A 21,720-nucleotide genomic window follows, 5' to 3' on the forward strand; every position below is an offset into this window, starting at 1 on the left:
GGCCCGGGTCGGCCGTGATCGGCCCGGGCCGGCCGGGGCCGCTGGGGATCAGCCCTGGACGAAGCAGAACTCGTTGCCCTCCGGGTCCTCCAGGACCTGGAAGTGGCCGTACTCGTCGGTCACGATGCCGCCCACCCGCGTCGCGCCCAGCGCCACCGCCGCCGTCGCCGCCTGGTCGACCTCGCCCGCGTACAGGTCCAGATGGAGCCGGTTCTTGCCGGCCTTCTCCTCCCGCACCCGCTGGAAGGCGACCCGTACGAAGCCCTCCGGGTCGACATAGGACCAGTCCGGAGAGCGGTCCACCGGGTCACCGCCCAGCAGCGCGGCCCAGAACCGGACCAGCGCCGCCGGATCGGCGCAGTCGAGGACGATCTCTTCCACACGTGCTCGGATCATGGCCCCGAGCGTACGCGCGCGATCCGTGCCTGATCCGGAGGCGACGGCCGAAGAAGGCGGAAGAAGACGGGGAGGAGATGGAAGAAGGCAGAGGGATCAGGCGCCGGGAGCGGTGTTCACGGACTTTCGTGGATGGTGGCGGCGAACCGCGCCGCGTCCCAGGTGCCGCCCAGCGGCGGGGCCAGCCAACCGGGAGCCGCCGCCCGGAAACGGGCCGGGTCCAGCCGGCCGGCGCCCACCGGGACCGCGCCCAGCAGCGGGGCACCCGCCGACTCCGGCAGGTCGCCCAGGTTGCACCGCTCGGCAAGGCCGGGCTCCCGGGGCCAGGCGCCGACCACCACACCGAGCTGGGCGAGGCCCCGCGCCCGCAGTGCCTCGCCGGTGAGGGCCACCTGGTTGAGTGTGCCGAGCCCGGCGGTGGCCACCACCAGGACCGGCGCCGCCAGCAGCCGGGCGGCGTCCGCGAGCGTGCCGCCCGTCTCGTCGTACCGCACCAGCAGCCCGCCCGCGCCCTCGACCAGCACCAGATCGTGCTCGGCGGCCAGTTTCTCCGCCGCCTCGGCCACCCGGTCCGGCCGCACCGGTGCCATACCGGCCCGGCGGGCGGCCGTCACCGGTGCCAACGGCTCGGGGAACCGGTCCAGTTCGGCGGCGGTCACCTCCCCGGCCAGCCGGACCACCTCATCGGCGTCACCCGGCTCCCCGGGCGCCATCCCGGTCTGGGCGGGCTTCAGCACCGCCACCGACCGGCCCGCCGCCCGGGCCAGCGCGGCCACGGCGGCGGTGACCACCGTCTTGCCGATCTCCGTCCCCGTACCACTGACCACCAGTACCGGCATCTCAGCCCTCCCGCGCCGCAGCGCACACCGCGCGGCAGATCCGCGCCAGGTCCTCGTCGTCCGTCACATAGGGCGGCATCACATACACCAGGTCGCGGAACGGCCGCAGCCACACTCCCTCGCGCACCGCGGCCGCGGTCGCCGCCGCCACATCCACCGGGTGGTCCAGCTGGACGACTCCGATGGCGCCCAGCACCCGTACGTCCGCCACCCCGGGCAGTCCGGCGGCCGGTGCGAGACCGGTCCGCAACCCGGCGCCGATCCGGGCCACTTCGGCCGCCCAGTCCTGGCCGAGCAGCAGCTCGACCGAGGCACACGCCACCGCCGCGGCCAGCGGATTGCCCATGAACGTCGGACCGTGTGCCAGGACCGGCACCTCGCCGGAGGAGATGCCCTCGGCCACCGCGGCCGTGCAGAGGGTGGCCGCCATCGACAGATAGCCGCCGGTCAGCGCCTTGCCCAGACACATCACATCCGGGGCCACCCCGGCGTGCCCGGCCGCGAACAGCGTCCCCGTCCGCCCGAAACCGGTGGCGATCTCGTCGAAGACGAGCAGCACCTCGTGCTCGTCACACGCCTCCCGCAGCACCCGCAGATAGGCCGGGTCGTGAAAGCGCATACCGCCCGCGCCCTGCACCACCGGCTCCACGATCACCGCGGCCAACTCGTGCGCGTGGCGCCCGATCAGGGTGCGGAGCTCGTCCGCGTACCCCTCCTCGTACGCCGCCGGCGGGGGACCGGCGAACACCTGGCGCGGCAGCGCACCGGCCCACAGCCCGTGCATCCCGCCCTCCGGGTCGCACACCGACATGGGCTGCCAGGTGTCCCCGTGGTAGCCGCCCCGCCAGGTGAGCAGTCGTTGTTTTCCGGGGCGGCCCACCGAACGCCAGTACTGGAGGCACATCTTCACCGCGACCTCGACGGCGACCGAGCCCGAGTCGGAGAGAAAGACATGGCGCAGCGGCTCGGGGGTGATCTCCACCAGCCGGGTGGCCAGCCGGACGGCGGGCTCATGGGTGAGCCCGCCGAACATCACATGGCTCATCCGGTCCAGCTGGTCGCGGGCCGCCGCGTTGAGCACCGGGTGGTTGTAACCGTGCACGGCCGACCACCACGAGGACATGCCGTCGACCAACTCCCGCTGCCCATGGGCAGGTTCGGCCAGCCGGAGCCGTACCCCGGAGGCCGACTCCACCACCAGTGGGTCCTCGCGGCCGGGCATGGGACCGTACGGATGCCAGACGTGCGCGCGGTCCAGCGCCACCAGCCCGGCGGGCGACAGTGTGCCCCGCTCGCCGGCGGCCGGCGCCACCGCGGTGTTCCCGCCCCCGGCGCCGGGAAGCGGCTCAGGCATTGGGCGCGAGATCCGTACCGGCGCCCCGGCGGCGTACCGTCACCAGATCGGTGCGCGACCCGGCGGCCCCCGCGCCCGCGGCGACCGGATCGGCCTCCGGTCCGGACCGCTGTCCCACCGGTGCCGGCTCCGCCGGCGAAGGCACGGTCTCCGCCGCCGGGCCGCACACCGAACCGGAGCCGCAACCACCGCCACCGCCACCGCCTTCGCCGCAGCCGCCCGTGGCCGCGTCCGCCCGGTGCGCGGGCAGGGTGGTGGTGTCGGTGCCCTCCACGGTGAAGCCGGCGTCCGCGATCATGTCCAGATCCGCCTTGCCCGCCTGACCCTCACTGGTCAGGTAGTCGCCCAGGAAGATCGAGTTGGCCAGGTGCAGGGCCAGCGGCTGGAGCGTGCGCAGATGCACCTCACGGCCGCCGGCGAGCCGGACCTCGACATCCGGGCAGACGAAGCGGACCATCGCCAGGATGCGCAGCGCGCGCTGCGGGGTGAGGTTCCACTCCTTGGCGAGCGGGGTGCCCTCGAATGGGATGAGGAAGTTGACCGGCACCGAGTCCGGGTCCAGCTCTCGCAGCGAGAACACCACGTCCACCAGGTCCGCGTCGCTCTCGCCCATGCCCGCGATCAGCCCCGAACAGGCGGAGAGCCCGGCGGCGTGCGCCTTCTGGACGGTGTCCACCCGGTCGGCGTAGGTATGGGTGCTGGTGATCTTCCCGTACGTCTCCTCGGACGTGTTCAGGTTGTGGTTGTACGCGTCGGCGCCCGCCGACCGCAGCCGTTCGGCCTGGCCGTCCGAGAGCAGGCCCAGGCAGGCGCAGACCTCGACGCCCTCGTTCTGTTCCTTGATCGCCTCGATCGTCCTGGAGACCCGGTCCACGTCCCGGTCGGTCGGTCCCCGGCCGCTGGCCACCAGGCAGACCCGCTTGGCGCCGCCCGCCACCCCGGCCGCCGCCGCCTTCGACGCCTCGTCCGGCTTCAGCCAGGTGTACTTGAGGATCCCGGCCGTGGAGCCCAGCCGCTGGGAACAGTAGGAGCAGTCCTCGGGGCACAGCCCCGACTTGAGATTGACCAGATAGTTGAGCTTCACACGACGGCCGAACCACTGGCGGCGCACCCTGCCCGCGGCGGCCACCACATCGAGCAGGTCGTCGTCGGACGTGGCCAGAACGGCCAGCGCTTCCTCACGGGTCGGCAGCTCGCGCCGCAGGCCCTTGTCCACCAGTGTGTCCAGCAACAGGTCCAGGTCCATGGCGCCGATCCTGTCCTACCGGACACCTCCCGGCCAAGGAGGAACCGGACAAGAGAGCAGGCCCGAGGTGTGTGTATGACCACACGCCCACCCCGGTTGCGCGCCGTTAGGGTCTGTGCGTTGCCTACAAACAGGGACCCGCTCATGCCACAGGCTCCGCTGCCTCGGTCCGCGCCGCCGGCACCCGCTCCTGCCCCGTCCGCCCCCGGCGCCCCCGCTCGCCCGCCGGAGGCCGGCCCCGTGCCCGGTCCCGCCGCCCGTGCGCCGGCGGCCGCTCCGCCCGGAGCCGTCGTGCACCCGCCGGCGGCCGCTCCGCCCGGGGCCGCCGCCACAGCCGCCTTCGACTGGCTCGACGCGGAGGCCGCCGGCCGCGCCGCCGCGGGCCTGGTCCGCACCCTGCGCCCGCGCCCCGCCGGGGCCGGGCCGCTCGATCTGGCGGGCAACGACTATCTGGGCCTCACCCGGCACCCCGAGGTCACCGCCGCCGCGGCCGGCGCGGCCCGCCGCTGGGGCGCCGGGGCCACCGGGTCGCGGCTGGTCACCGGCACCACCGAGCTGCACACCGAACTGGAACGGGAACTGGCGGAGTTCTGCGGCTTCGAGGCGGCGCTGGTCTTCTCCTCGGGCTACGCCGCCAACCTGGCCGCGCTGACCGCGCTCGGCGGGCACCGGGACCGCCCGGGGCTGATCGTCTCGGACGCGGGCAACCACGCCTCGCTGGTGGACGGCTGCCGGCTGGCCCGGGCCGGGACCACCGTCGTGGGGCACGCCGATCCGGACGCGGTGGACCGGGCGCTGGCGGCCGGTCCGGGGCGCCCGGCGCTGGTGGTGACCGACTCGGTGTTCTCGGTGGACGGGGACGCCGCGCCGCTCGCCGCTCTGGCCGCCGTCTGCCGGGAGCGTGGGGCGGCGCTGGTGGTGGACGACGCCCACGGCCTCGGTGTGCTCGGACCCGGCGGGCGGGGTGCGCCGTACGGGGCCGGGCTGGCCGGCGCGCCCGACGTGGTCGCCACGGTCACCCTCTCCAAGGCGCTCGGCAGCCAGGGCGGGGCCGTGCTCGGACCGGCGCGGGTCATCGAGCACCTGGTCAACGCGGCACGGACCTTCATCTTCGACACCGGCCTCGCCCCGGCCGCCGCCGGCGCCGCCCTGGCGAGCCTGCGGCTGCTCCGCCGGGAGCCCGAACTGCCGGGCCGGGTCCGGCGGGTGGCGGCGGAGCTGCACGGCCGGCTGACCGGCGCGGGACTGACGGCGGCGCGGCCCGACGCGGCCGTGGTCTCCGTCCGGGCCCCCTCCCCGGAGCAGGCGCTCCAGTGGGCGGCCGACTGCCGGTCGGAGGGGCTCGCGGTCGGCTGCTTCCGGCCGCCGTCGGTGCCGGACGGGATCTCCCGGCTGCGGCTCACCGCCCGGGCGGATCTGACGGAGCGGGAGGTCACGGAGGCGGTGGCCATCATCCTCCGTACCGCACCGGCCCGCTGACATCCTCTCGGCCATATGGCCGGCCGTACGGCAGAGGCGCCGGTACCGCCACGGGCGCCCGGGCCGGTGGCCGGCGATCGCTCTCATCGGGAGGGCGGTCGCGCTCGTCACCGTCCCGGCGCTCATACGGCGCGGGCGAGCCGGCCGTCATACCGGGCGTCAGGTGTCGGCCGGCCAGAGACGGCCCACGCCCGCCGACCGGTGATGAGCAGAAGCAGGAGCAGGAGCAGGGGCAGGGGCAGCAGTCACAGCCGGAGCCGGAGCCGGAGCCACGGCCCGGGAGTCGCAGCCCCGGAGTCGCAGCCGTACAGGGGCCCCTGGTTGGTCACGCTGTGTGATCACCTCAGGGGTGCGACCTCTGGTGGAATACGGTCTCCCGTAGCAGGGCTCACCGCATCGAGCGACAGAATGACCCGGATACGGACGGTTCTTGAGGGAACGCCCGCAGCCGGGGCGACATAAGTGGCACTCTGGCGCGAAGCGCTATCCGAGGCCGCCCATGTCCGGCATCCGCCTGGTGCCGGGGCCCGGCCCCGGGGGGAAAGGGACACCATCGCCATGGCAGACCACCTGGAAGCCTCCCTCACTCTGCCGAGCGATCCCGCCTCGGTCGCCACCGCTCGCCGCTATGTGGCGGACGTTCTCGTGGGGTGGGGCCTCCCCGACGCGGCGGAGCTCGCGTATACGGTCCGGCTGATCGTCTCGGAACTGGCCACCAACGCGGTCCAGCACACCCTCGGTCAGTCACCGACCTTCACGGTGGACGTGCGGCTGGACCGGGACGAGCGGCTCCGGATCGGTGTCACCGACAGTCACCCGCGTCGGCCGCGCCGGCTCCCCGCGGCCGTCCAGCAGGACAACGGCCGGGGCATGGTCATCATTCGCTGGCTCGCCGCCGAGTGCGGCGGCAGGCTCACGGTCACCCCCACCGACGAGGGCGGCAAGACGGTGTGGATCGCCCTTCCCTGGGCGACCCCGGTACCTCAGTGAGCCTCACTGAGTCTCAGTGAGCCGTCTCGCGGTACGGCTCCGCGCTACGGACCTCCGGGAGCGGTACAGGGGCGCGCCGGCGCCGCGAACACCCCTGTACCACCGTGGGACACGTGCGGGGTCAGCGCACCCGGCCGTACCAGGCAGACTTGGACCAGATCTTCTCCAGCTTCACCACGGAGCCGGTCTTGGGCGAGTGCCAGATCTTGTTGTTACCCGCGTAGATACCGACGTGGTAGACGCTGCTGCCACTGTGGAAGAAGACCAGGTCACCCTTCTGGCGGCCGGACGCCGAGATGTGACGTGTCTTGTTGTACTGCTGCTGCGCGGTGCGCGGCAGTGCCTTGCCCGCCTTCTTGTACGCGTAGAGCGTCAGTCCCGAGCAGTCGAACCGGGACGGGCCCACTGCTCCGTACTTGTAGGGTGCGCCCTTCTTGGACGCGGCGATGTTGAGCGCCTTGGTCGCGTGCGCCGGGGCGGCCTGAGCCTCCGGCGTGGCGCCGGGCGCCAGCAGTGTGCCGCCGACGGCGGCGAGGGTCAGTGCCGAGACGGCACCGGCTCGCGACAGCAGAGACGGGACATGAATCTGCGCAGTCATGCGCAACCCTTCGTCAGTCCGCCTGAGAAGGATGACCTGTCGGGTTCGGGCAGGCGAAGATGCCCGGCCGCTGGCGCGGCTTCACCCCAAGGAGCGACCGTGGGCGGTCACTCCGTACTGCTTGGGTCCTCCACTCCTGCCGATCCACTTCTTGTCGACCAGTCATCCGGACGGCGGCAGGACTCGGCGTCCGCCCGGACCGCCCCGCCGCGGCGGCGGGGGCTTGTCGTCGTCACGGATCTTGTCCCATGCCCGGGCGGTTTTCCGAACCGAAACCATGTTTTGTGAGGCTCCTCACGACTGATCCGTTCAGGTGGACACGGCCGTTTTGGGCCCCGGGAGAGCGCGGAATGTGAAGTTCCAGCACCGCCCGTACCAGCGGCGGAACCTGAGATTCCGGCAGCTTGGGACGGGAAAACCGCAAGTTGGATCGTGTGAATTTCATCCGTCTGCCTGCGCCGAATGGGCGAGGCGGTGGCGCGCCTCCAGGACGGCTCCGGCTCGGAGGTCGACAAGTGGGGGATTTTCAGCCATCGAGGGAGCGGATTCAGCCATGAGAGAGCCTTGAGCGAGGACTGGGAGGGGCCTTGAGAGGGCCTTGGCGGGCCTTGAGAGGGGTGCCGAGGGGTCGAGGGGGGTGTCGAGGGTCCTGTGGGGTCTTCCCGGAGGCTCAGTGCGGGGGCGCGGCCTCCGGGAGGGTCGTCCGGGCGGTGCGCCGTTCGCCGTCCAGCATCCGGAGTGCTCGCGCCAGGGTCGGGGCGTGCAGTTCCGTCTCGCCCCGGTCGTGCATCAGTGCCAGCGCGTCCCGCAGCGCGGCCGCCCGGCCGACGAGCGCCTGGGCCGCGCGCAGGGCTCCATAGGTGTGGGTGGTGCGGGCCGGGTTGATCCGTCCCAGCAGGTCGACCGCCGCCAGATAGCCGTCGATCACCTCCCCCTCGGCACGGGTCAGCGCGGGGAGCGGTGGTGGTTCGGGTGGCAGCACCGGGTCACCTGCCCCGCGCGGAGACCACATGGTCCGCCAGGCCGTACGCCCGGGCCGCCGTGGCGTCGAGGACGGTGTCCCGCTCGATGTCCGCGTCGATCCGCTCCCGGCACTGTCCGGTGTGGCGCCGGAGCAGCTCCGCCAGCTGCTCCCGCTGCCGGAGCAACTCGCGCGCGTGGATGTCGAGATCCGCAGCCCGGCCCTGGTACGTCTCCTCCAGTGCGGGCTGTCGCAGCACCACCCGCGCGGCGGGCAGCACCAGCCGCTTGCCCGGGGTGCCGGCCGCCAGCAGCACGGCGGCGGTGGACGCCACCTGGCCGACGCACACCGTCTCCACGTCGCAGCCGATCGCGGTCAGGGTGTCGTAGACCGCCGTCATGGCGGTGACCGTGCCGCCCGGGGAGTTGAGATACAGCGAGATGTCCCGCTCGGGCGCGGCGTACTCCAGGCAGAGGAGCTGGGCGACCACATCGGTGGCGGTGATGTCGTCCAGCGGGGTGCTGAGGACGACGATCCGCTCCTCCAGCAGCTTGGCGTACGGATCGAGGGTCCGGGAGCCGCCGCCGGTGCGCTCGGTGAACTCGGGCAGTACCTGGCGGGCGGCCGGGGACCGGCCGGCCCGGAGGCTGTCCGGGGGGCCGGCGGTACCGGTGGCGCGGGGAACTTCGGGCAGGGCAGGGCTCATGACGTACCTCCAGCGGTGAAGCGTCCGTAAAAAATGTACAGGACGTAAAGATCGTAAGGAAAGTACGGAGCGTTATGATGGGTCCATGGCCTACGAAATTCCGGTGACACAGGCACGCGCCGAGCTCGCCGAGCTGATCAACCGTGTCGTGTACGGCGGCGAGCGCGTGGTCGTCACCCGGCACGGAAAGCCCCTCGTGGCCCTGGTCTCCGCAGAGGATCTGCGACGACTGGAGGCGGACGCCGCCGGCGCCGGGGAGCCGGCGGAGAGCGGCGAGGAGCGGGTGATCAGTACGGTCGCCGAGGCGCGCCCCTACTCCGCGCCCGCCGACCGGGGCCGGTTCGGCATCGCGGCCGAGCATCGCTCCCCGGGCGCCCCGCAGGGCGGCTCTCGCCGCGACCACTGAAGGTGACCGCGCCGGCCCGGGTCAGGCACCCGCGCGGGCCCGAACGGCACCGCGGAAGCGGGCCTCCGGCGCGTGACGCCCACCGTCGGCGTCGGTGGCCGGGATCGACCGGGGCCGTATACGGCGCGGGCCGGGTCCCGGCGTCATGAGTGTCATGGCCATGAAAGCGCAAAGCGGCAGTTAACCTCACGGAAAAAGTTGCGCCCGAGTTTGAAATATCTCTCGGTCACACTCGTCGGCGAAGGTCAACAGTGTGTTGAAGCCGGATAGTGTCCCGCTGCCAGCCCGGGACCGGTCGGGCGGAAGACTGTGAGGTGGACCGTGCAACTGACTCCGCACGAGCAGGAACGTCTGCTCATCCATGTCGCCGCCGATGTGGCCGAGAAGCGCCGGGCGCGCGGGGTGAGGCTCAACCACCCCGAGGCCGTCGCGCTCATCACCGCGCACATCCTGGAGGGGGCCCGGGACGGCCACACCGTCGCCGAACTCATGGCCTCCGGGCGCAAGGTGGTCACCCGCGACGAGGTGATGACGGGCATCCCGGAGATGATCCACGACGTGCAGGTCGAGGCCACCTTCCCCGACGGGACCAAGCTGGTCACCGTCCACGAGCCCATCATCTGACCGGGGAGCGGCACCGATGATCCCCGGAGAGATCCTGTACGCGGACGAGCCGGTCGTCCTCAACGAAGGGCGCCCCGTCGTCCGTCTCACCGTGCTCAACACCGCCGACCGCCCGGTCCAGGTCGGCTCCCACTATCACTTCGCCGAGGCCAACCCGGGCCTCCGCTTCGAGCGTTCCGCCGCCCGGGGACTGCGGCTCCATGTCGCGGCCGGCACGGCGGTGCGGTTCGAACCGGGTGTCCCGGTCGATGTCGAACTCGTTCCGCTCGGCGGGCTCCGGGTCGTCCCGGGGCTGCGTGGCGAGACCGCAGGACCGCTGGACGGGCCGAGCGGTCCGGACGGGCCGGCCGGTCCGGGCGAGCCGGCCGGTGCGGACGGGCCGGCCGGTGCGGACGGGCCGAAGGACGGTCGTCGTGGCTGAGCTGCACCGCGCCGACTACGCCGGCCTCTTCGGGCCCACGACGGGCGACCGGATCCGGCTGGCCGACACCGACCTGCTCATCGAGATCGAGGAGGACCGCTGCGGTGGCCCCGGCCGCTCCGGGGACGAGGCGGTCTTCGGCGGCGGCAAGGTCATCCGCGAGTCGATGGGCCAGTCCCGCGCCACCCGCGCCGAGGGCACCCCCGACACCGTGATCACCGGCGCCGTGGTGCTGGACCACTGGGGCGTCGTCAAGGCCGACATCGGCATCCGGGACGGCCGGATCACCGGCATCGGCAAGGCCGGCAACCCCGACACCATGGACGGCGTCCACCCCGCCCTGGTCATCGGCCCGGAGACCGAGATCATCGCCGGCAACGGCAAGATCGTCACGGCCGGGGCGATCGACGCGCATGTCCACTTCATCACCCCGACCGTGGTGGACCAGGCCCTCGGCTCCGGGATCACCACACTCGTCGGCGGCGGCACCGGACCCGCCGAGGGCACCAAGGCCACCACCGTCACCCCCGGCCCCTGGCACCTGGCCCGGATGTTCGCGGCGCTGGAGGCGTACCCGGTCAACATCGGTCTGCTCGGCAAGGGCAACACCATGTCCCAGGAGGCCATGCGCTCCCAACTGCGGGGCGGGGCGCTGGGGTTCAAGATCCATGAGGACTGGGGAGCGACCCCCGCCGTCATCGACGCCTGCCTCCGGGTCTGCGAGGAGAGCGGGGCCCAGCTCGCCATTCACACGGACACACTCAACGAGGCGGGCTTCGTCGGGGACACCCTGGCCGCCATCGCGGGCCGCACCATCCACGCGTACCACACCGAGGGCGCCGGCGGCGGGCACGCCCCGGACATCATCACGGTGGTGTCCGAGCCCCATGTGCTGCCCAGCTCCACCAATCCGACCCGGCCGCACACCGTCAACACGCTTGAGGAACACCTCGACATGCTGATGGTCTGCCACCACCTCAATCCGGCGGTGCCGGAGGATCTGGCCTTCGCGGAATCCCGTATCCGGCCCTCCACCATCGCGGCCGAGGACATCCTGCACGACCTCGGTGCCATCTCGATCATCTCCTCGGACTCCCAGGCCATGGGAAGAGTGGGGGAGGTGATCCTGCGGACCTGGCAGACCGCCCATGTGATGAAGCGGCGCCGGGGCGCCCTGCCCGGTGACGGCGGCGCCGACAACCACCGGGCCCGCCGCTATGTCGCCAAGTACACGATCAACCCGGCCGTCGCCCAGGGGCTCGACCGGGAGATCGGCTCGGTGGAACCCGGCAAGCTGGCGGACCTGGTCGTCTGGGAGCCCGCCTTCTTCGGGGTGAAGCCCCAGACCGTGCTCAAGGGCGGGCAGATCGCCTATGCGCAGATGGGCGACGCCAACGCCTCCATCCCCACCCCGCAACCGGTGCTGCCCCGACCGATGTTCGGCGCGGTCGGCGCGGCCCCGGCGGCCAACTCGTTCAACTTCGTGACGGCGACGGCGCTGGCGGACGGGCTGCCCGAACGGCTGGGCCTCGGCAAGCGGTTCGTGCCGATCCGGAGCACCCGGGGCATCACCAAGGCGGACATGCGGGAGAACGACGCCCTGCCCCGGGTGGAGGTGGACGCCGACACCTTCACCGTGACCATCGACGGCGTCCCGGTGGAGCCCGCCCCGGCCGCCGAACTTCCCATGGCGCAGCGGTACTTCCTCTTCTGAGGGGGTGCCTGTGCCACCTGCGGGCCGGCCGCCGGCCCGATGTCCGTCCGAGAAGGAGTCCCCATGAGCCGCGCCGCCCTGCTCGTCCTCGCCGACGGGCGCTTCCCGGCCGGCGGCCACGCCCACTCCGGGGGCGCCGAAGCGGCGGTGAAGGCCGGCCGGATACGGAACGCGGCGGAACTGGCCGCCTTCTGCCGGGGCCGGCTGCACACCACCGGCCTCACCTCGGCGGCCCTCGCCGCCGCGGCGGCGCTGGGCCTGGACGTCCGTGCCCTGGACGACGCCGCCGACGCCCGTACCCCCTCGCCCGCCCTCCGGGCCGCCGCCCGGAGGCTGGGCCGGCAAATGGCCCGGGCCGCCCGGTCCACCTGGCCGAGCCCCGAACTCGACGCACTGGTACGCGCCTTCCCGCGCGGCACGCACCAGCCGGTCGTCCTCGGAGTGGCGGCCCGGGCGGCGGGGCTCGGACCCGAGGAGGCCGCGCACTGTGTGGCGTACGAGACCGTCAGCGGGCCCGCCACCGCGACGGTACGGCTGCTGGGGCTCGACCCCTTCGAGGCCACCGGCGTACTGGCCCGGCTGGCCCCGGAGATGGACCAGGTGGCCGCGCGGGCCGCGACCGCCGCGCGAGAGGGGGTCGACGCCCTGCCCGCCGATTCCGCGCCGCTGCTGGACATCACCGCCGAGCAGCACGCGGCCTGGCCGGTACGGCTCTTCGCCTCCTGAGCCGGTGAAGTCCCGGCCGCACGGGCCGGGTGGCCGCCGCCCGGCCCGCCGGCGCCGCGCCGGCCTCTGCCCCGCCCTTCCGGCGCTTCCTTCCGGTGGAGCCGTCCCGGCCGCTCCCGGCCGACGTGACCACCCCGAGATGATCCGATCCGACCCGATGACCGAGGGAGCCACCCCGATGCACCTGGACCACGACCACACCCACCTCACCGCCGTGAGCGCCGATGCCCGCCGCCCCGACGGAAGCCGCCGCGCCCTGCGCATCGGGCTCGGCGGGCCGGTCGGCTCCGGCAAGACCGCCACCGTCGCCGCGCTCTGCCGGGAACTGCGCGACCGGCTCTCCCTGGCGGTCGTCACCAATGACATCTACACCCGGGAGGACGCCGAGTTCCTGCTGCGCAACGCGGTACTGCCGCCCGAGCGCATCCAGGCCGTGGAGACCGGCGCCTGCCCGCACACGGCGATCCGGGACGACATCTCCGCCAATCTGGAGGCCGTGGAGGACCTGGAGGACGCGGTGGGCCCGCTCGATCTCATCCTGGTCGAGTCCGGCGGCGACAACCTCACCGCCACCTTCTCCCGGGGGCTGGTCGACGCGCAGATCTTCGTCATCGACGTCGCGGGCGGCGACGACATTCCGCGCAAGGGAGGCCCGGGCGTCACCACCGCCGACCTGCTCGTGGTCAACAAGACCGACCTCGCCCCCTACGTCGGTTCCGATCTGGAACGGATGGCCCGGGACGCCAAGGAGCAGCGCGGCGACCTGCCCGTGCTCTTCACCTCGCTCACCAGCGGGGTCGGGGTCGCCCCGGTCGCCGGCTGGGTGCGCGAGCGACTCGCCGACTGGACCGCGTGAGCCTCCGCGCCACCGCGCGGATCGTCGCCGAGCGGGGCGGCGCCCTGCCGGTGCTGGAGAGCGACGGACCGCTCGCGCTGCGCCGCACCGGAATCCGGCGGCCCGAGGCCGGGGCCCGGGTGACGGTCGTCGGAGCGATGACCGCCCCGCTCGGCGGGGACCGGCTGGCCATCGAGGCGGATGTACGGGACGGGGCCCGGCTCACCGTCGACGCGGCGGCGGCGACCGTCGCCCTGCCCGGGCGGACGGGGGAGCGGGCCCACTACGACGTACGGCTGACGGTGGGGGAGGAGGCCGAGCTACGCTGGCTCCCGGAGCAGTTGGTCTCCGGGCGCGGCTCCGACCTCCGGATGCGTACCGTCGTCGAACTGGCCGCCACCGCCCGGCTGGTGTTGCGCGAGGAGCAGATCCTCGGCCGGCACGCGGAAGGACCCGGCACCCTCGCCACCCGGCTCACCGTCCGCCGGGCCGGGCGCCCCCTGCTGGACCAGGAACTCTCCTTCGGTCCGGGGGTGCCCGGCGGCTGGGACGGCGGCGCGGTTCTGGCGGGGCACCGGGCCGTCGGGCAACTTCTGGTGGCGGGCCAGGAGTTCGCCATGAAGCCGGTGGAGCCGGAGTCGCTGGGGCCGACGGCGTGTCTCGTGCCGCTCGCGGGCCCCGCCGCGCTGGTCACCGCGATCGCCGCCGATGCCCGGGAACTGCGCCGGACGCTGGACGAGGCGGCGGCCCGGCTCGGGGCCGGCTGAGGGGACCACGGGTGAAGGACGGGGCCCGGTGCCGGGCGGCGACGGTCGGCGCCGCCCGGCACCGGACCCCGGGCCGGTGTGACAGGGCCGGGTCAGCCGCCGACGTACCAGGCGAAGCCGCCCGAGGAGGCGGCGACCGCCAGCAGGACGAAGAAGATCAGCAGGTCGATGACACCGAGCACGATCGCCGCCGTCGCCATCCCCGCCCCGCCCTTCGCGGGTGCCTGCTTCCGGCCGATCGCACCGAAGATGATCGCGAGCGGGCCAAGGATCACATTGGCGAAGAAGATGCCGACGATGCCGCAGACCAGTCCGGCGATGGCCAGACCGTTCGCGCGCGATCCCGAGTACCCGTGCGTCCCGCTGCTGCCGTAACCGGCCATGAGAACTCTCCCTGCTCTGGGGCAACTTGTGGAGTCCGTGTTGCCCGGGCCGGCGATTGCATGCCTCCCGCGCACACCGGCCCCGTGCGACTGCCCGCCGCCCCGGCCGGTGGCCGGGATCGATCCGGCTCGGCGGCCGACCCCGGTGGCCGGTATCGGCTCAGCGGCCGAGGCCCGGCAGCCGGGCGGGCCGCTCCGCGTCCCGGGCCGCCTTCACCACGGCGGCGTACTCGTCCACGTACTCCTGTCCCGACAACTCCCGTACGCGATAGATGATCTCGTCGGTCACGGCCCGCAGCACGGCCTTCTCGCCCGCCGCCCCGGCATACCGCGAGAAGTCCAGCGGGGCGCCGAAGCGGATCGTCACCCGGCGGAGCTTCGGCAGCCGCTTGCCCGGCGGCTGGACCTCGAAGGTGCCCACCATCGCGCAGGGGATCACCGGAACGCCCGCCTCCAGCGCCATCACGGCCACCCCCACCTTGCCCTTGTAGAGGCGGCCGTCATGGGACCGGGTGCCCTCCGGGTAGATGCCCAGGAGCTCGCCCCTGGCCAGCACCGCCAGCCCCTCGCGGATCGCGGCCCGGCCCGCCTCCCGGCCCGTCCGGTCCACCGGGATCTGCCCCGCGCCGCGGAAGAAGGCAGCCGTCAGCCGGCCCTTGACCCCGGTACCGGTGAAGTACTCCCGCTTGGCGAGGAAGGTGATGCGCCGGCTGAGCATCGCGGGCATCAGAAAGTGGTCCGAGAACGACAGATGGTTGCCCGCGACGATGGCCGCGCCCGACTCGGGCACATGCTCGAGGCCCTCCGTGCGGGGGCGGAACAGCAGACGCAGCAGGGGGCCGAGGAGAACGTACTTGAGCAGGCGGTAGAACACGGTCCCTCTCCTCTCACCGGAGGACCGGGCGACCGGACGACCGGGGGACGGATGACGACTGACGAAGAGCGGATGACGGGTTGCGGGGGGCGGGTCACGGACGGCGCGTCATGGGTGATCGTGGGTGCTTCGGACGTGGGCGACGCGGACACCGGGCAGTGGTTGCCCCGGCCTTCCGGTTCGGCCCGGGGCGCCCGGACCGGCAGCGGGACCGCCGGGCGGCGGGCGGAGCACCGGGCGCCCGGACCGACAGGGGCAATGTAGGTGCCGGTCCGGCGCCGGTCGACCCCGCCGGCGGCCACCGTGGCCGGGTTCCTCCGCCGGCGATCACCGTGGCCGGGTCCCTTGGCTCGGCCGGCACCGGCCGGGCCGGCGGTCATACGGGACGGTCCCGTCGGCCGTCTCCTCTCGTGCACGAGCCCATGGGGAGGCGTGAGGAAGGAGGGCGGGCCTCCGGAGGGCCGGTGTGAGCGGCGCGGAAGCGCGCGAGGACGGACCGCCCGGCGGCACGACGGCGGCCCGGGACCAGGCATGCCCTGGCGCTGCCCACCGGTATGTTGTCCCTGCCTGTTGCGCGACCGTGATCGACGCGATCACCGCGATTCTTCGGGGGACGACGATGGAAGTGCGCCTTCTCGGACCCGTCGAGCTGTGGCACGGGGAACGGCGAATTCCGCTGAACGGTCCCAAACCGGCGGCGCTGCTCGCCGCGCTGGTCATTCATCCGGGTGAAGTGCTCTCGGTCGACCGGCTGGTGGACATGGTCTGGGAGGAGCGGCCGCCGGCCACCGCCCGGGCCCTGGTCGCCTCGCATGTCTCCGGGTTGCGGCGCGCGCTGGCGACGACCGGGGAGGACGGTGCCATCCGGACCCGTTCCCCCGGCTACCTCGCGGAGTTCCCGGCCGCCCGGGTCGATGCCCGCAGATTCGAGGCGGCGCTGGCCGAGGGCCGGCTCCTGGCGGACGCGGGCCGGGCCGCCGAAGCCGTGGACACCCTGCGGGCGGCCGTCCGGCTCTGGCGCGGCAGGGACGCGCTGGAGGGGCTCGGCCAGTCCTTCGCCCGGGTGGAGGCGGTGCGGCTGGCGGAGCTGCGGCTGGTCGCCCAGGAGGTGCGGTTCGCCGCCGAACTGGCCCTGGGCTGCCGGGCGGAACTGGTCGCGGAACTGCTCGCGCACGTGGCCGCCAATCCGCTGCGGGAGCGGCCGCGCGGCCAGCTGATGATCGCGCTCCACCGGACCGGCCGGGTGCCGGACGCGCTGCGGGTCTACCAGGAGGGGAGCCGGCTGCTCCGCACCGAACTGGGCATCGATCCCGGGCGGGAGCTGCGGGCCCTGCACCAGGCCGTGCTGCGTGGCGACTCCGGGGTGCTGGGGCCTCCGGCGCTCCCCGGGGACCCGGCCCCGCTCTCCGGCGGGCTCCGCCCGGGTCGTCCGCCGGGCACCCGGCCGGATGCGCCGGGCGCCGGTCCGCCGGCCGCGCCGGGAGCCGGCCTTCCGGAGGTCCGTTCGGGGCCGTCCGGTCACGGGGCCCCCGAGGCCCGGTCGGGTCCGCCCGCGCTTCCGGAATCCCGGTCGGGTCCGCCCGCGCCCGCGCTTCCGGGGCCCCGGTCCGGCTCGCCCGCTCCCGTCCTTCCCGGGCCCCGGTCCGGACCGCCCGCTCGTCCGGCGGCGGCCGTACCGGGGATGGAGGCCGTACCCGGGGCGGCGCCGGGGCCACCGGAGGCCGGGCCACCGGAGGCCGGACCGGCTTCCGCGCCCGCGCCGGCCGGTCCGGGGAACGCGGACGGCGCCCGGTCCACGACGGGCCCGGGTGCGCCGGGGAGCCCGGCCGGGGCCGCTGTCCTGCCGCAGCGGCCGGTCCGCCGGCCGGTGACCGCCGAACACCCGGTCCCGCCCCCGCCCTTCCAGCTCCCCCCTGACATGGCGGACTTCGTGGGCCGCGCCGAGCAGCTCGCCTGGGCGGCCGGTCTCTTCGCCGCCGCCGGGGGCGACCCGCCGCGGACCGCCCCGCTCATCGGTGTCATCTCGGGGCGCTCCGGCATCGGCAAGACCGCACTGGCGGTGCACGCCGCCCACCGGGTGGCGGCCCACTTCCCGGACGGGCAGCTCTTCCTCGATCTGCGCGCCGCCGGCTCCGAGCCGGTGGACACCGCCGACGCCCTGCTCCGGCTGCTGCGGGCGCTCGGCGCCGATCCCGGGACCCTCCACCGCCACCGGCACGACCCGGCGGAGCTGGTGGACCTCTACCGCGGCCATATCGTCCACCGCCGGATACTGCTCGTCCTGGACAACGCCGTCGGAGAGACCCCGCTGCGCCCCCTGCTGCCGCCCGGCGGCGGTTCCGGCGTGCTGATCACCAGCAGACGGCGGCTGGTCGCCCTGGAGGGCGCCGCCCACCTGGACCTGACGGCGCCGCCGGAGCCGGAGGCGCTGGAACTGCTCGCCCGGGTCGCCGGCGCCGACCGGGCGGCCGCCGAACCGGACCCGGTGGCGGAGATCCTGGCGCTCTGTGGCCGGCTGCCGCTGGCCGTACGAATCGCCGGCGCCCGGCTGGCGGCCCGGCCGCACTGGTCCCCGACCCGGCTGGCCGCCCGGCTGCGCGACGAACACCGCCGGCTGGACGAGCTCCAGGTGGGGGACCTGGAGGTGCGCGGCAGCCTCGGCCTCGCCTACGCCGACCTCACCGGGCCGGAGCGGCGGACGCTGCGCCGGCTCGCCCTGCTGGACCTGCCCGACTTCGCCGCCTGGATCGCGGCGCCCCTGCTGGACCTCGGCCCCGACGAGGCGGAGGAGGTGGTGGAGCAGTTGGTGGACTGCCACTTCGTGGACGTGGTGGGCGTGGACGGCACCGGCCGGACGCGCTACCGCATCCACGACCTGGCGAGGGAACACGCCCGGGAACGCGCTCTGGCCGAGGAGCCGGCGGTGGAACGGGCGGCGGCCGTCCGGCGGCTGGTGGACTGCTGGCTGGCGCTGAGCAGGGTCGCCGCGGCCCGGGCACCCGGCGGCGCGGCCCGGCTGTTCCCGGGGCCCGACCCGGCCGGGCCCCTCGCACCCGGCCTGGCGGCGGTGCCCGCGGCCGACCCCGCCGCCTGGTTCGCGGCGGAACACCCCTCCCTGCTGGTCGCCGTCAAGCACTGTGCCGCCCTCGGTCTGGCCGACCGGGCACGGGAGTTGGCAGCCGCGCTGATGGCCGGCTCGGTGGCGCTCTACAACCAGTTCGACACCTGGTCGCACTCCCACACCGTGGCGCTGGACGCGGTGCGCCGCTGCGGAGACGTCGAGGGCGAGGCGCTGCTCCTCGGCGGCCTGGGCCAACTCCGCTTGGAGCAGGACAGATTCGAGGACGCGTACGCCTTCTTCCAGGACGCGCTGCGGCTGTTCGGGGAGACCGGATCGGTGCGCGGCAGGGCGGTCGCGCTGGCCGGTCTCGGCACCACCCGCCGGGAACAGGGCCGCTTCGACGAGGCACTGGCCCTGCTGACCGCCGCGCTCACGGCCTACCGGGTGCTGGACGACCGGGCGGGCCAGGCCCATGTGCGCTACGGCATCGGCTGTACGCACCGCGAGCGGGGCCGTTTCACCGAGGCCGGGGACGAGCTCTCCGCCGCCCGGCACCTGTACGGAACGGCCGGCGACCGGCACGGGGAGGCCCTGGTGCTGCGGGCGCTGGGACTCTGCCACCGGGCCCTGGGGGAGCTGGCCGAGGCCGAGGAACTGCTGACGGCCGCGCTGGAGATCTTCGAGCGCACCGGTGACACCTTCGGCATGATGTACGCCGGTCAGTCGCTGGCCAAGGTCCGGCTCCGGCAGGGCCGGCTGCCCGAGGCCCGCGCCCGGCTGGACCGGTGCCTGGCCACCACCCGGGAGCGCCAGGACCGGTTCGGGGAGGCCCTGGTGCTGCGGACGCTCGGAGAGTGGTGGCTCGCCGCCGGGGAGTGGCGGGCGGCGGAGGAGCCGCTGCGGAGTGCCCTCGCCCTCTGGGACGAACTGCGGCTGCCGCTGTGGCGGGCCCGTACGCTCCGGGACCTGGCCACCGGCGCGGCGGGCCGGGGTGACCCGCGGGCCGCCCGTGTCCTGCGCGACGAGGCGCTGGGGATCTTCCGCGCCCTGGGCGCCCGCGAGGCCGGTGAGCTGGACGAGGCCGGTGAGCCGGACGGGGCCGCAGAGCCGGACGGGACCAGTGAGGCGGGCGGGGCCGGGCGACCGGCTAGGAGCGGAGAGCCGGGCGGGGCCGAGGAACCGGGCGGGGCCGGGCAGCCCTGCTGACGGTGCTCTGCGGGGAACGGCGGGGGACCGCAGACGACTGCAGAGAATCTGCAGAGCTTTTGCAGAACGTCCGGCCACGCTGTCCGTATGACGGAGGTCATCCTGCTCTCGGACCCACGGGTCTCCGGGGTCCGCGTCACCGACAACGGAGAACCGCTGGCCGATGCCCGGGACGCCACCTGGCTCCGGGTCGACGGACGCAAGGCCGATGCCGATGGCTCCTACGCCCACCTCCGGACGGACGTACTGAGCCGGTTGCTGCTGGCCCAGCGCCAACTGCCGGACGGCATCGGCTTCCTGCTGGTGGAGGGGTACCGGCCGCCCGGCCTCCAGCGCCGGTACTTCGACAGGTACGCCACCGGCCTGCGCGCGGCGCACCCGGACGCCTCGCCGGAGCGGATACGCGAGCTGGCGAGCGCGTACATCTCCCCGCCGGAGGTGGCACCGCACGTCAGCGGTGGCGCGGTGGACCTGACGCTCTGCACCGAGGACGGCACCGAACTGCCGCTCGGCAGCGAGCTGAACGCCACGCCCGAGGAGAGCGCGGGCCGCTGCCGGACCGCCGCCCCCGGCATCACCGCCGAGGCGCGGGCCAACCGGGAGCTGATGGACCGGGCGCTCACCGCCGGCGGATTCGTCAACTACCCGACCGAGTGGTGGCACTGGTCCTACGGCGACCGGTACTGGGCCCTGCTCACCGGCGCACCGAGCGCCCTCTACGGCCCCGTCACCCGGGCCGCCGACCGGTCCGCGCCGCCGTCCTGACCGGGAGCGTCCCGCCCACCGTCCACCCGCCCACCGTCCACCCGCCCACCGTCCACCCGCCCACCGTCCACCCGTCACCGCCCATCCGCCGCGTCCGGCTCCGGTACGCCGCCCCACCGGCTGCCACGCCGGCACCGCGCACACCAGCACGCCGCACCATCACCGCACCGGGGGAACCACCGTGGAGACCATGCGTAACCGGCCGGCACCGGCCCCGACGCCGGCCGGGACGGCCGAGCCGACCGAACCGACCGAACCGACCGGGGCGGCCGGGACGATGAGGAACGCGGGGGCCCGGGCGCCCGGGAGCGACCGGGCCGGCCGTGCCGGCTCCGAGGGTGAGCCCGACGGCACCATGACGGCCGCCGAGTTCGACGCGGCGTTCACCGCCGTGATGCCGAGGCTGCGCCGCCGGCTGCTGGCCATGACCGGCGACCCGTACGACGCCGACGACCTGGTGCAGGAGACCTATCTGCGCCTCGCCCGCCGGGCCCGGGCCAGCACCCTGGCCCACCAGCGCCATGCCTACGCCTACACCTGCGCGGCGGCGCTGAACCTGCTGCGGGACCAGTGGGCCCGGCCGGCCCGGCGCGAGCAGTGCACCGACCGGCTGCCCGAGCGGGGCTGGGACGGCGGATTCGCCGCCCGGGAGGCGGAGGTCACGGTGCTGGGGCTGCTGCGCAAGCTGTCGCCCAAGGAGGCGTCCGCGGTGTTCCTCGTGGACATCGAGGGCCTGACCCACGACGGCGCGGGCGAGCGACTCGGGGCGCACCGGGGCACGGTCCAGCGCAACCGGATGCGCGGTCTCGCCAAGCTGCGGGCCGTTCTGGCCGGGGACGCCCGCACGGCTGCCCCGGCCGGGGACGCCCGCACGGCCGTCCGCGCCATGGAAGGTCGCCCAGGGGGCAGAAGGCTGGCATGACTGTGCCCAAGACCAGTGTGATCGTGCTCGATTGCGCCGAACCCGAGGATCTGGCGCGCTTCTACGCGGAGCTTCTGGGCGCCCGGGCCCGCCGCGGCAACGACCCCGACTTCATCGAGGTGGTGGACGACACCGGCGTACGGCTCGCCGTCCGCCGCGACCACGGTTACGCGCCGCCCAGCTGGCCCCGGCCGGACGACTCCCAGCAGGCCCATCTCTTCATTCTGGTGGCCCAGGAGGACATGGACGAGGCGGAGCGCGACGCGGTCGGCCTCGGAGCCCGCCCGATCGAGACCCGTGACAACTCCGGCCCCCGGGACGTCCGCACCTACTCCGACCCGGCCGGGCACTCCTTCACTCTGGCCGCCCGAGAGGGGAGGACGGCGGAGGACCGGGACGCGGCGCCCTGACCGGCGCGGCGGCGAAGGCCCGTACCCACCCCACCGG

The 21,720-nt window shown here is 74.3% G+C and carries 21 protein-coding genes and 1 pseudogene; 13 read left to right on the forward strand and 9 right to left on the reverse strand.

The annotated features are described in order from the left end of the window. Positions 1-48: 48 nt before the first annotated feature. From NX801_RS08325 to bioB, 4 genes are all read right to left on the reverse strand, one after another. Positions 49-393, reverse strand: a complete 345-nt coding sequence (locus NX801_RS08325) for a VOC family protein (protein ID WP_258786729.1) — start codon at positions 391-393, stop codon at positions 49-51. A gap of 119 nt (positions 394-512) precedes the next feature. Continuing rightward, positions 513-1,235, reverse strand: coding sequence for a dethiobiotin synthase (bioD, locus tag NX801_RS08330; RefSeq protein WP_258786547.1), 723 nt, complete (start codon positions 1,233-1,235; stop codon positions 513-515). Position 1,236: 1 nt separating this feature from the next. Continuing rightward, positions 1,237-2,589 carry an adenosylmethionine--8-amino-7-oxononanoate transaminase gene (locus NX801_RS08335; protein WP_258786548.1) on the reverse strand — a complete coding sequence of 451 codons (1,353 nt, stop codon included), beginning with the start codon at positions 2,587-2,589 and terminating at the stop codon, positions 1,237-1,239. Further along, positions 2,582-3,835, reverse strand: a complete 1,254-nt coding sequence (bioB, locus tag NX801_RS08340; protein WP_258786549.1) for a biotin synthase BioB — start codon at positions 3,833-3,835, stop codon at positions 2,582-2,584. The genes NX801_RS08335 and bioB overlap by 8 nt, the downstream gene beginning before the upstream one ends. Positions 3,836-4,126: 291 nt before the next feature. On the opposite strand from bioB, the gene NX801_RS08345 reads away from it, so the two are divergent. Further along, positions 4,127-5,314, forward strand: a complete 1,188-nt coding sequence (locus NX801_RS08345) for an 8-amino-7-oxononanoate synthase (RefSeq protein WP_258786550.1) — start codon at positions 4,127-4,129, stop codon at positions 5,312-5,314. A 558-nt stretch (positions 5,315-5,872) separates the two neighbouring features. After that, positions 5,873-6,304, forward strand: a complete 432-nt coding sequence (locus NX801_RS08350) for an ATP-binding protein (protein ID WP_258786552.1) — start codon at positions 5,873-5,875, stop codon at positions 6,302-6,304. A 121-nt stretch (positions 6,305-6,425) separates the two neighbouring features. Here the strand turns inward: NX801_RS08350 and NX801_RS08355 are convergent, their stop codons facing one another. The 3 genes from NX801_RS08355 to NX801_RS08365 form a co-directional block, all read right to left on the reverse strand. Beyond that, positions 6,426-6,902: a C40 family peptidase gene (locus tag NX801_RS08355; RefSeq protein ID WP_258786553.1), complete on the reverse strand. Its 477-nt coding sequence runs from the start codon at positions 6,900-6,902 to the stop codon at positions 6,426-6,428. Positions 6,903-7,572: 670 nt separating this feature from the next. Next, entirely contained in the window at positions 7,573-7,884 is a 312-nt protein-coding gene (locus NX801_RS08360) for a hypothetical protein (RefSeq protein ID WP_258786555.1), read from the reverse strand. Positions 7,885-7,888: 4 nt separating this feature from the next. Continuing rightward, positions 7,889-8,569 (reverse strand): ATP-dependent Clp protease proteolytic subunit, encoded by a 681-nt coding sequence (locus tag NX801_RS08365; RefSeq protein ID WP_258786556.1) that lies wholly within the window; start codon positions 8,567-8,569, stop codon positions 7,889-7,891. 85 nt (positions 8,570-8,654) lie between these two features. On the opposite strand from NX801_RS08365, the gene NX801_RS08370 reads away from it, so the two are divergent. The 7 genes and pseudogenes from NX801_RS08370 to NX801_RS08400 all read left to right on the forward strand — a co-directional run bounded on the left by NX801_RS08370 (position 8,655) and on the right by NX801_RS08400 (position 14,062). Continuing rightward, positions 8,655-8,975, forward strand: coding sequence for a type II toxin-antitoxin system Phd/YefM family antitoxin (locus NX801_RS08370; RefSeq protein ID WP_258786557.1), 321 nt, complete (start codon positions 8,655-8,657; stop codon positions 8,973-8,975). A 321-nt stretch (positions 8,976-9,296) separates the two neighbouring features. Then, positions 9,297-9,599, forward strand: a complete 303-nt coding sequence (locus NX801_RS08375) for an urease subunit gamma (protein WP_258786558.1) — start codon at positions 9,297-9,299, stop codon at positions 9,597-9,599. Between the two features lie 16 nt (positions 9,600-9,615). Beyond that, positions 9,616-9,921: pseudogene (locus NX801_RS08380) on the forward strand (urease subunit beta); the annotation flags it as partial. A gap of 91 nt (positions 9,922-10,012) precedes the next feature. Further along, positions 10,013-11,734 (forward strand): urease subunit alpha, encoded by a 1,722-nt coding sequence (locus NX801_RS08385; RefSeq protein ID WP_258786560.1) that lies wholly within the window; start codon positions 10,013-10,015, stop codon positions 11,732-11,734. A gap of 63 nt (positions 11,735-11,797) precedes the next feature. After that, positions 11,798-12,460, forward strand: a complete 663-nt coding sequence (locus tag NX801_RS08390) for an urease accessory protein UreF (protein ID WP_258786561.1) — start codon at positions 11,798-11,800, stop codon at positions 12,458-12,460. Positions 12,461-12,638: 178 nt separating this feature from the next. Then, positions 12,639-13,316, forward strand: a complete 678-nt coding sequence (ureG, locus tag NX801_RS08395) for an urease accessory protein UreG (protein ID WP_258786730.1) — start codon at positions 12,639-12,641, stop codon at positions 13,314-13,316. Then, entirely contained in the window at positions 13,313-14,062 is a 750-nt protein-coding gene (locus NX801_RS08400; protein ID WP_258786563.1) for an urease accessory protein UreD, read from the forward strand. Before ureG ends, NX801_RS08400 begins: the two co-directional genes overlap by 4 nt. 92 nt (positions 14,063-14,154) lie before the next feature. Here the strand turns inward: NX801_RS08400 and NX801_RS08405 are convergent, their stop codons facing one another. Together NX801_RS08405 and NX801_RS08410 are read right to left on the reverse strand one after the other, a co-directional pair. Beyond that, a complete protein-coding gene (locus tag NX801_RS08405; protein ID WP_258786564.1) occupies positions 14,155-14,445 on the reverse strand; it encodes a DUF4190 domain-containing protein in 291 nt (96 codons plus the stop codon). A 160-nt stretch (positions 14,446-14,605) separates the two neighbouring features. Beyond that, complete coding sequence (locus NX801_RS08410) at positions 14,606-15,319, reverse strand: lysophospholipid acyltransferase family protein (RefSeq protein ID WP_258786568.1); 714 nt, start codon at positions 15,317-15,319, stop codon at positions 14,606-14,608. A gap of 619 nt (positions 15,320-15,938) precedes the next feature. On the opposite strand from NX801_RS08410, the gene NX801_RS08415 reads away from it, so the two are divergent. From NX801_RS08415 to NX801_RS08430, 4 genes are all read left to right on the forward strand, one after another. Then, positions 15,939-19,586 carry an AfsR/SARP family transcriptional regulator gene (locus tag NX801_RS08415; RefSeq protein ID WP_258786569.1) on the forward strand — a complete coding sequence of 1,216 codons (3,648 nt, stop codon included), beginning with the start codon at positions 15,939-15,941 and terminating at the stop codon, positions 19,584-19,586. A gap of 87 nt (positions 19,587-19,673) precedes the next feature. Continuing rightward, positions 19,674-20,351 (forward strand): M15 family metallopeptidase, encoded by a 678-nt coding sequence (locus NX801_RS08420; protein WP_258786570.1) that lies wholly within the window; start codon positions 19,674-19,676, stop codon positions 20,349-20,351. Between the two features lie 190 nt (positions 20,352-20,541). Next, positions 20,542-21,273 (forward strand): RNA polymerase sigma factor, encoded by a 732-nt coding sequence (locus tag NX801_RS08425; RefSeq protein WP_258786731.1) that lies wholly within the window; start codon positions 20,542-20,544, stop codon positions 21,271-21,273. After that, positions 21,270-21,683, forward strand: a complete 414-nt coding sequence (locus NX801_RS08430) for a VOC family protein (RefSeq protein ID WP_258786573.1) — start codon at positions 21,270-21,272, stop codon at positions 21,681-21,683. The genes NX801_RS08425 and NX801_RS08430 overlap by 4 nt, the downstream gene beginning before the upstream one ends. The last annotated feature ends 37 nt before the right edge of the window (positions 21,684-21,720 follow it).

The organism is Streptomyces pyxinae, assembly GCF_024756275.1.
Taxonomy (GTDB): Bacteria; Actinomycetota; Actinomycetes; order Streptomycetales; family Streptomycetaceae; genus Streptomyces; species Streptomyces pyxinae.

Excerpts from the sequence above, each read along its gene's own strand:
- NX801_RS08430 (WP_258786573.1), top strand. The coding sequence starts at position 21,270 with ATGACTGTGCCCAAGACCAGTGTGATCGTGCTCGATTGCGCCGAACCC.
- NX801_RS08335 (WP_258786548.1), bottom strand. The coding sequence starts at position 2,589 with ATGCCTGAGCCGCTTCCCGGCGCCGGGGGCGGGAACACCGCGGTGGCG.
- NX801_RS08350 (WP_258786552.1), top strand. The coding sequence starts at position 5,873 with ATGGCAGACCACCTGGAAGCCTCCCTCACTCTGCCGAGCGATCCCGCC.
- NX801_RS08390 (WP_258786561.1), top strand. The coding sequence starts at position 11,798 with ATGAGCCGCGCCGCCCTGCTCGTCCTCGCCGACGGGCGCTTCCCGGCC.
- NX801_RS08370 (WP_258786557.1), top strand. The coding sequence starts at position 8,655 with ATGGCCTACGAAATTCCGGTGACACAGGCACGCGCCGAGCTCGCCGAG.
- NX801_RS08365 (WP_258786556.1), bottom strand. The coding sequence starts at position 8,569 with ATGAGCCCTGCCCTGCCCGAAGTTCCCCGCGCCACCGGTACCGCCGGC.
- NX801_RS08425 (WP_258786731.1), top strand. The coding sequence starts at position 20,542 with ATGCGTAACCGGCCGGCACCGGCCCCGACGCCGGCCGGGACGGCCGAG.
- NX801_RS08415 (WP_258786569.1), top strand. The coding sequence starts at position 15,939 with ATGGAAGTGCGCCTTCTCGGACCCGTCGAGCTGTGGCACGGGGAACGG.
- bioB (WP_258786549.1), bottom strand. The coding sequence starts at position 3,835 with ATGGACCTGGACCTGTTGCTGGACACACTGGTGGACAAGGGCCTGCGG.
- NX801_RS08405 (WP_258786564.1), bottom strand. The coding sequence starts at position 14,445 with ATGGCCGGTTACGGCAGCAGCGGGACGCACGGGTACTCGGGATCGCGC.
- bioD (WP_258786547.1), bottom strand. The coding sequence starts at position 1,235 with ATGCCGGTACTGGTGGTCAGTGGTACGGGGACGGAGATCGGCAAGACG.
- NX801_RS08420 (WP_258786570.1), top strand. The coding sequence starts at position 19,674 with ATGACGGAGGTCATCCTGCTCTCGGACCCACGGGTCTCCGGGGTCCGC.
- ureG (WP_258786730.1), top strand. The coding sequence starts at position 12,639 with ATGCACCTGGACCACGACCACACCCACCTCACCGCCGTGAGCGCCGAT.
- NX801_RS08355 (WP_258786553.1), bottom strand. The coding sequence starts at position 6,902 with ATGACTGCGCAGATTCATGTCCCGTCTCTGCTGTCGCGAGCCGGTGCC.